The sequence below is a fragment of the Bacillus sp. JJ783 genome, from assembly GCF_036963225.1.
Classification (GTDB): Bacteria; Bacillota; Bacilli; order Bacillales; family Bacillaceae_G; genus Bacillus_A; species Bacillus_A cereus_U.
The window spans coordinates 1-5,463 of record NZ_JBALMG010000123.1 but is presented as its reverse complement, the minus strand read 5'-3'; the positions used below and the strand labels follow the sequence as shown (position 1 = coordinate 5,463).

Here is a 5,463-nt window from a genome sequence, read left to right as displayed (position 1 = left end):
ATTATATACATGTATGTATTTCCTCCCTTGCTCTATTAAGTCCTATACAAATAGCGCAAGAAAATGTTTCCAAAGAAACACGTTAATTATACAAGATTCCACATGAATTTTACACTGGAATTTTAGTAATAATTTTATTTTTAAACAGTGAAAAAACATATGAAATGTCTATAATTCATTTGAAGCTATAAGAAAAAACAGACTATCACATACGTGAAGTCTGTTTTTCCTCTTTCTTTACTTTTGTATGTCTGCCCATTTCAAGCTTGCGGCTGGGCCAAATTGATGTACGTATAAATCTTTCACGTATGGTTTTTGTAAGTAAGATAATCCGCGCTGGAATACTGGTGCGATTACTGCATCATCAAGGAGCATTTTTTCCGCATCTTGCAATGCCTTCCAACGAGCTTTTTCATCATTACCTAATTCTGTTTTAATCTTTTTAATTAACGCATCATATTCTGGATTTGCATATCCTGTATTATTGACAGTACTTCCCGAAAGGAATACTTCTAAGTAAGTCATTGGATCTGGATAATCAGGTAACCAGCGTGATAACGACATTTCGTATTCTTTTTTCTTCTCTAACGCTAGTTTTTGAGTATGTGGTTGTAATTTCACATTTACTTTTAGCCCTGGTAAGTTTTTCTCAAGCTGTTCTTTAATATATTCGCCTACTTTTTTAAAGTTCTCTAAGTCATAGTTTAATAGTTCTAACGTCACTTCATTTGTGCCTGTCTCTTGTTTCGCCTTTTCCCAATATTCTTTCGCTTGTTTTACATCAGTCTTATTAAACTCACCTGCCGTACTTCTAAAATCTTTCTTATCTGGGCCTTTTAAAAATCCTTTTGGTACGTAATAATTCGCAGCAACTGATCCATCATTTAAAAATGAAGTCGCAAGTCCCTTCTTATCAAAAACTGTGCTAAGTGCAAGACGTGCGTTTTTATTTTTAAGAATCGGTACATTTTCATTGAAACGGAAGAAATACATAACCGGATCTGTATATTGTTTCAGTTCTTTATTATTTTTATATTTATCTACGAATTCTGTAGAAATGACAGCTCTATCAACTTTATCTGTTTCATATAAATTTACCGCCGTTGAAATTTCTTTAACAATTTGATAGTTTACTTCATCTAACTTTACTTCTTTTTCATCCCAATATTTATCGTTTTTCTTCAGTGTAAAACTTGCTTCGTGCTTCCACTCCGACAACGTAAACGGCCCATTATACACCGCTTTATTTGCCTCTAAACCGTATTTATCACCTTGCTCTTTCGCAAAATTTTCATTAATTGGATAGAACGACGGTAAAATAAGTAGTTTTGTAAAATACGGTACTGGATGTTCTAATTCCACAACAAACGTTTTATCATCTTTTGCTTTCACACCTAATTCTTCTAACCCTAATTGTTTCTTATTTATCTTTTCCGCATTTTTCACATCGTACGCAATATATGCATATTGAGAGGCAGTATCTGGATTAATAAGTTGCTTCCAAGCATATACGTAATCATGAGCTGTTACTAGCTCGCCGTTAGACCATTTCGCATCACGTAAGTGGAATGTATAAGTCTTTCCGTCTTTACTCACTTCATATTTCTGTGCCCCAGCCTGGATCACTTCATCATTTTTCGATAAACGGAATAACCCTTCCATTACGTTATTCAAAACGTTAAACGATACGGCGTCTGTTACTTTCCCTGAATTTAATGATGGAATTTCACCCGTTTCTAGTAGCTGTAATACTTTCTTCTCATCTTTCGGCTTTGTAGTTGTTTTTTCTTTTGCACAGCCAACTAAAAATGAAGAAACTAATAGAGTACTAACTAATGAATAGCGAACTACCTTTTTCATTTCAAAACCCCCTCTATTTTTTAAGGTAAGTAACGACGAGAACCAGCGTATTCTTCTATATATCCTGGTGTATTTAGCGGTATAATTTCTACCGATCTTTCAGCTTTTGGAGAGTGAATCATATTTCCATCACCAATATACATTCCAACGTGATGAACACTACCTTTTCCTTGATTATGTGCAAAGAATATTAAATCGCCCTTTTGTAGGTTTTCTTTATCAACCGCAATTCCTGCTTTTGATTGTGGCCCAGAATCCCTCGGTATGGTAATGCCATGTGATTTATAAATCGTATGTGTAAATCCAGAGCAATCAAAACCAAACCCACTTGTACCAGCCCATATATACGGTAAGCCTAAAAACATCTTGCCGGTGTTTATTAAATCATCAGCTGTTGGCATAGGAATATCATTTTGAGAACGGTGAACCGTTCCATCATTTTTCCGTAGCCACGCCTTCTGACCATTTGGTAATAGTACGCGGTACGAAATAGCATCTTCACTCAAAAGTGGTAATCGCGTATTATAACTTACTTCTAGTGATTTATGTTTTTCAGAAGGATTTATATATAAAATAGCTGTCGGTTTTGTAATTAAAACGAACGGCTGTCCTGCCTTATCTGCAAATTCTTGATTATACGTTAATTGTTTTTCAGGCATCCACCCGGGATACCCTTCTTCATTTCGCGGTGTTGGCTGTCCGTGCACTAGTACTTTTACCCAATCACCTTTTTTATCAATGACCGTTACTTCTTGACCGAGTAGCGCTTGCGTTTCTAATTTATTTGCACTCGTTAACCAAAGCTTCTCATCAAGTGTCATTGATTTCGTCCACTTCCACAAATCAACTGGGTTTGTTGCGCTCGGTGCATCGATTGGCCGAAGCGAATCTGGTGCGGTCCATAACGTCGCAGCTGCCACATCAATAAATGCTTTCTTATCTTTTTTCTCTTCGGCATTTGTCGATGTGAAAGATGAAAAAATGAATAATGTCGTTAATAATGCAGTCCCCACTTTTTTCATAATATATCCCCCTTAAAAGATAATTTACTAGGTACTCCTCCTAAGATTGTATATTCACTACAGAATGCAGGTTTACCTTTGGGCCAGTGTAAGTCATCCCTTCTGGCTCTTCTACTAACCATAACGGTGCATCAAGATCAAAGTAATGAATATTTGGATGAGCCGCAGCTAAATGTGCAACAGCGCTAACTGAAAGTGAAGATTCCATCATACTTCCAACCATACACTTCACACCTGCTGCTTCCGCAATATCCGCAATTTTCCAGGCTTCTCGAATACCACCGCATTTCATTAACTTAATATTAAGTAGGTCTGCATATCCTCCTTGGACAATCTTTAATGCGTCGCTTGCCGAAAACATACTTTCATCTGCCATAATAGGCGTTTGTACATTGTCCTTCACATACTTTAATCCTTCCCAATCTTTCGCATGAACTGGTTGTTCTACAAATTCTATATTTAAATTTCTATTCTCCATTTCTCTAATAATAGAAACCGCTTCTTTCGGTTTCCATCCTTGATTTGCATCTAAACGTAACGTTGTATTCTTTGGAACCACATTTCGAATTGCCTCTATGCGTTCCAAATCTAAATGTGCCTCTTTACCCACCTTAATTTTTAATGTTTGGAATCCCTTCTCGATATGCTTTTCTGCTTCTTTTGCCATTAATAAAGGTTCATCCACACTTACTGTAATATCAGTATAAATCTCTTTCTTTCCACCTAGTAATGCGTATAACGGTATGTTGTGAAATTGACAATACACATCGTATAAAGCCATATCTACCGCCGCTTTTGCACTTGTATTTCCTATACAACTCATTTGAATGTGTAACAATAACGTTTGAAATTGCAGTACATCTTTTTCAACTAATACAGAACGAATTGGTCCTAATATTGCTTCCTCCATCCCGTTGGCAAAATCACCTGTAATAACCGGCGTTGCTGCAGCAGCTCCTCTTCCAACAATTCCTTCATCTGTATGAATAAACACATCTATACTTTCGATTTCCGTTACAGTACGAAGCGCTGTTTTAAACGGTGTATGAAGCTTTACATGTCGGCGGTTTACCTTCACATCGGTAATTTTCATTTTGTTCATCCTTTCGTTGTTTATAGAGTGATACTTTAATACACGGGAGACTTTATTCTTCCCGTTAATGCGAAACAAAAAAATCCAGCCATAAGAAGATTCTTACGGCTGGATTTTGTCTATGAATGGGTAGACAAAGCAGCAATCTGATTATATTTTTTCTGTGCATCCTTTAGCGCTACAAGTAGCGCCTTTTGAGACGAACCGAAGTATCGATTTTTTATTTCTGTTACTAATGCTGGGTCATTAATATTTTTATGTAGAAACAAATATTTAACAAATTGAGATGTTAATGCAATTGTCGCTGAGCAATCTGCATCTACAATTTCCCCTGTATCCTTCTCAAGTACAAATGCTACAAAATAACTTTTGAACTTTTCGGTAATGGGATTATTTTGAGGTGCTTTCGCATCCCCTACGACGTAAATTGTATTTGAAGCGTACACAGCTATCTTCCTTTCTTATACGAGGATAACGGTTTTCTTAACAGACGTATAAGCTGTTAACTCAACGTTGATCAAAAAATGTATCCGCTTACCTTGTATTATATACAATTGACAGAATTTTAACAATATTTATTTTGACATATATTCCATAATTATGGAAATCTCTTAAAACAATTAAAAATGGCTCAAACTTCTCATTTTTACAATATGTCATTGCTCCTTGTACCATGACATTCACACTACAAACACCTTTTTCCTCATACATCAAAAAACAGTTAGCTATCGCTAACTGTTCCACCACTTCACTTTGGCAATACGAATATTGTTTCGTTTGACTTAGAAAATTGATACTCTTTTCTCGCAAACTTTAATATTTCTTCTTCATTATCCGTTAAATTCTCGATGTTAGTCTTTAAAGAACCTTGATCTTTCTTTAAAGAAACTAATTGTTTCTTTTGGTTCGTTATTGTATTTTGTTTGCCATTAATTACTTCTTGTTGTTTCGTCAAAATATATTGAACGTAAAAAGTAGTCGCAGCAATAAAAATGAACATGAAAATAAAACGCCTTAACTTCTTCTTATTTATAGTTCGATTGTCGTTAGGCTGTGATAGTTGCTCTGGTATATTAGGAACATTTACTCTTTTGAGTTTCCTCATTTTCAAATCCCCCTAACCCATATTTTTTCACTACCATAGGCACGATCTCTTATTAACTTAAATTCTATTCTTATAAAATAAGCTCCTTCACAAAAAAATCTCACAAATTAACCAATTAGAGATAGCGTTCGACGACATCTCTGTATTTAAAATGAGAATTTTTATTTATGCTGCTATAAAATAGTAGTTTATGTTATTCTTTTTCCCCAATTGTAGAAAACATTTTCACATATATAATTTTTCCCTTTGCATATCGATGTTACATGTTTTGTTTGATATTAAATTTCCGTTTATAAAGATATTACATTTTATTCTCTTTATAAATTCTATTAGCAATTACTTGTTCCTTTCCTAATTAAATAGTTTACATAATAATATTATCT

Annotated in this window: 6 protein-coding genes; all 6 read right to left on the bottom strand. The window is 34.9% G+C overall.

Annotated elements, in window-relative coordinates; all coding sequences use genetic code 11:
* Positions 1-237 precede the first annotated feature (237 nt).
* Positions 238-1,860 (bottom strand): peptide ABC transporter substrate-binding protein, encoded by a 1,623-nt coding sequence (locus tag V7038_RS23275; RefSeq protein ID WP_335695683.1) that lies wholly within the window; start codon positions 1,858-1,860, stop codon positions 238-240.
* Between the two features lie 20 nt (positions 1,861-1,880).
* The gene (locus V7038_RS23270; protein ID WP_335695682.1) at positions 1,881-2,882 is read right to left on the bottom strand and encodes a C40 family peptidase; all 1,002 of its coding nucleotides are present in this window, start codon (positions 2,880-2,882) and stop codon (positions 1,881-1,883) included.
* A 40-nt stretch (positions 2,883-2,922) separates the two neighbouring features.
* Positions 2,923-3,984, bottom strand: a complete 1,062-nt coding sequence (locus tag V7038_RS23265; protein WP_199659562.1) for a dipeptide epimerase — start codon at positions 3,982-3,984, stop codon at positions 2,923-2,925.
* Between the two features lie 110 nt (positions 3,985-4,094).
* Entirely contained in the window at positions 4,095-4,421 is a 327-nt protein-coding gene (locus V7038_RS23260) for a DUF3870 domain-containing protein (RefSeq protein WP_002012954.1), read from the bottom strand.
* 88 nt (positions 4,422-4,509) lie between these two features.
* Positions 4,510-4,785: a hypothetical protein gene (locus V7038_RS23255; protein WP_071151333.1), complete on the bottom strand. Its 276-nt coding sequence runs from the start codon at positions 4,783-4,785 to the stop codon at positions 4,510-4,512.
* The gene (locus V7038_RS23250) at positions 4,724-5,080 is read right to left on the bottom strand and encodes an FtsB family cell division protein (RefSeq protein ID WP_002161475.1); all 357 of its coding nucleotides are present in this window, start codon (positions 5,078-5,080) and stop codon (positions 4,724-4,726) included. Before V7038_RS23250 ends, V7038_RS23255 begins: the two co-directional genes overlap by 62 nt.
* Positions 5,081-5,463 lie beyond the last annotated feature (383 nt).

Bases quoted from the DNA above. Each gene is read 5' to 3' on its own strand.
- V7038_RS23275 (WP_335695683.1), bottom strand. From the start codon at position 1,860: ATGAAAAAGGTAGTTCGCTATTCATTAGTTAGTACTCTATTAGTTTCT.
- V7038_RS23270 (WP_335695682.1), bottom strand. From the start codon at position 2,882: ATGAAAAAAGTGGGGACTGCATTATTAACGACATTATTCATTTTTTCA.
- V7038_RS23265 (WP_199659562.1), bottom strand. From the start codon at position 3,984: ATGAACAAAATGAAAATTACCGATGTGAAGGTAAACCGCCGACATGTA.
- V7038_RS23250 (WP_002161475.1), bottom strand. From the start codon at position 5,080: ATGAGGAAACTCAAAAGAGTAAATGTTCCTAATATACCAGAGCAACTA.